Annotated in this window: 3 protein-coding genes and 1 pseudogene; 2 read left to right on the top strand and 2 right to left on the bottom strand. The window is 47.1% G+C overall.

Annotated elements, in window-relative coordinates:
- Together ACOTX5_RS26510 and ACOTX5_RS26505 are read left to right on the top strand one after the other, a co-directional pair.
- On the top strand, positions 1-467 hold a 467-nt coding region (locus ACOTX5_RS26510), incomplete at its 5' end, for a phage tail protein (RefSeq protein WP_252076559.1).
- Positions 467-1069 (top strand): tail fiber assembly protein, encoded by a 603-nt coding sequence (locus tag ACOTX5_RS26505; protein ID WP_040073407.1) that lies wholly within the window; start codon positions 467-469, stop codon positions 1067-1069. The genes ACOTX5_RS26510 and ACOTX5_RS26505, both read left to right, overlap by 1 nt.
- Here the strand turns inward: ACOTX5_RS26505 and ACOTX5_RS26500 are convergent.
- Together ACOTX5_RS26500 and ACOTX5_RS26495 are read right to left on the bottom strand one after the other, a co-directional pair.
- Positions 1041-1304, bottom strand: a pseudogene (locus ACOTX5_RS26500) (tail fiber assembly protein); the annotation flags it as partial. The gene ACOTX5_RS26505 and the pseudogene ACOTX5_RS26500 overlap by 29 nt on opposite strands.
- Before the next feature lie 16 nt (positions 1305-1320).
- Positions 1321-1422, bottom strand: a 102-nt coding sequence (locus tag ACOTX5_RS26495; protein ID WP_000496773.1) for an IS1 family transposase, incomplete at its 5' end; no start/stop codon positions are given.

The raw sequence follows: 1422 nt of genomic DNA, 5'->3' as shown, positions 1-1422 counted from the left end.
TTGGTTTGGGAGAAGGCTCTGCATTACCGGTTGGGGTGCCTGTTCCGTGGCCTTCAGCCACTCCGCCAACAGGCTGGCTGAAATGCAACGGTGCGGCTTTTTCTGCTGAAGAATACCCGAAACTGGCAAAGGCTTACCCGACAAATAAATTGCCTGATTTACGTGGTGAGTTTATGCGTGGCTGGGATGATGGAAGAGGCATTGATAGTGGTAGGGGGATTCTCACTGCGCAATCTCATGGTATGCCGTCTATTTCAGGAACGTTTAATGGTCTTTTTGCTGTTAAACAAACAAATGGTTTAGGTGGTGTTTCTGTAGCAAAAAGTACAAATGCTGAAACTTTATCTACTTCATCTGGATCAGGTTCCGTGTTTGATTACACGTTTAATGTCAGCGGTTCGACTCCGGTATCACCAGAACTTCGTCCGCGTAATATTGCATTTAACTATATCGTGAGGGCCGCATAATGGATAACACTGCATTAAATAGCGAGTTTATTGCTACAAAGGCGGGAAATATTACCGTCTATAACTATGATGGCGAAACACGGGAATATATTTCCACATCAAATGAATATATCGCTGTCGGCGTCGGTATCCCGGCAAGTTCCTGTTTAGATGCTCCTGGCTCATATAAAGCTGGTTATGCAATTTGCCGTTCTGCAGATTTTAACTCATGGGAATATGTGCCAGACCATCGCGGTGAAACGGTCTATAGCACTGAAACAGGAGAATCAAAAGAAATCACAGCTCCGGGTGATTACCCTGAAAATACAACCACTATCGCCCCGTTAACGCCATACGATAAATGGGATGGTGAGAAATGGGTGACGGATACCGAGGCACAGCATAGCGCCGCAGTAGAAGCGGCAGAAGCACAGCGCCAGTCGCTGATTGATGCTGCAATGGCTTCCATCAGTCTGATTCAACTGAAATTACAGGCCGGGCGGAAGCTGACGCAGCCAGAAAACACCCGACTTAACGCTGTGCTGGATTATATTGACGCGGTGACGGCAACAGATACCAGCACCGCGCCGAATGTCATCTGGCCTGAACTGCCGGAGGCGTAGGCCATTCAATATCTGGAGCACTGGAGGGATCAACCAGTTCCAGTGCGTCCAGATAATCCAGCCATAAATTATATTGCTCCAGCTCGTTACCTTTCAGACGACCAATAGCAGCTTTGCCAGGCCACTGATGGGTATTGATGTAAGTATTGGCTTCTGAAACCAAAGATATTTTTTTCATTTCAGCCATCAACACCTCATCCTCTTTTGAAGGCGGTGGGGAATTAATCCATATTGGCGGTAATGACTCCAACTTATTGATAGTGTTTTATGTTCAGATAATGCCCGATGACTTTGTCATGCAGCTCCACCGATTTTGAGAACGACAGCGACTTCCGTCCCAGCCGTGCCAGGTG

The sequence above is a fragment of the Enterobacter cloacae complex sp. IR5441 genome (assembly GCF_049238215.1).
Taxonomy (GTDB): Bacteria; Pseudomonadota; Gammaproteobacteria; order Enterobacterales; family Enterobacteriaceae; genus Enterobacter; species Enterobacter hormaechei_C.
This window is presented reverse-complemented; position numbering and strand designations above follow the sequence as displayed.

Bases quoted from the DNA above. Each gene is read 5' to 3' on its own strand.
- ACOTX5_RS26505 (WP_040073407.1), top strand. From the start codon at position 467: ATGGATAACACTGCATTAAATAGCGAGTTTATTGCTACAAAGGCGGGA.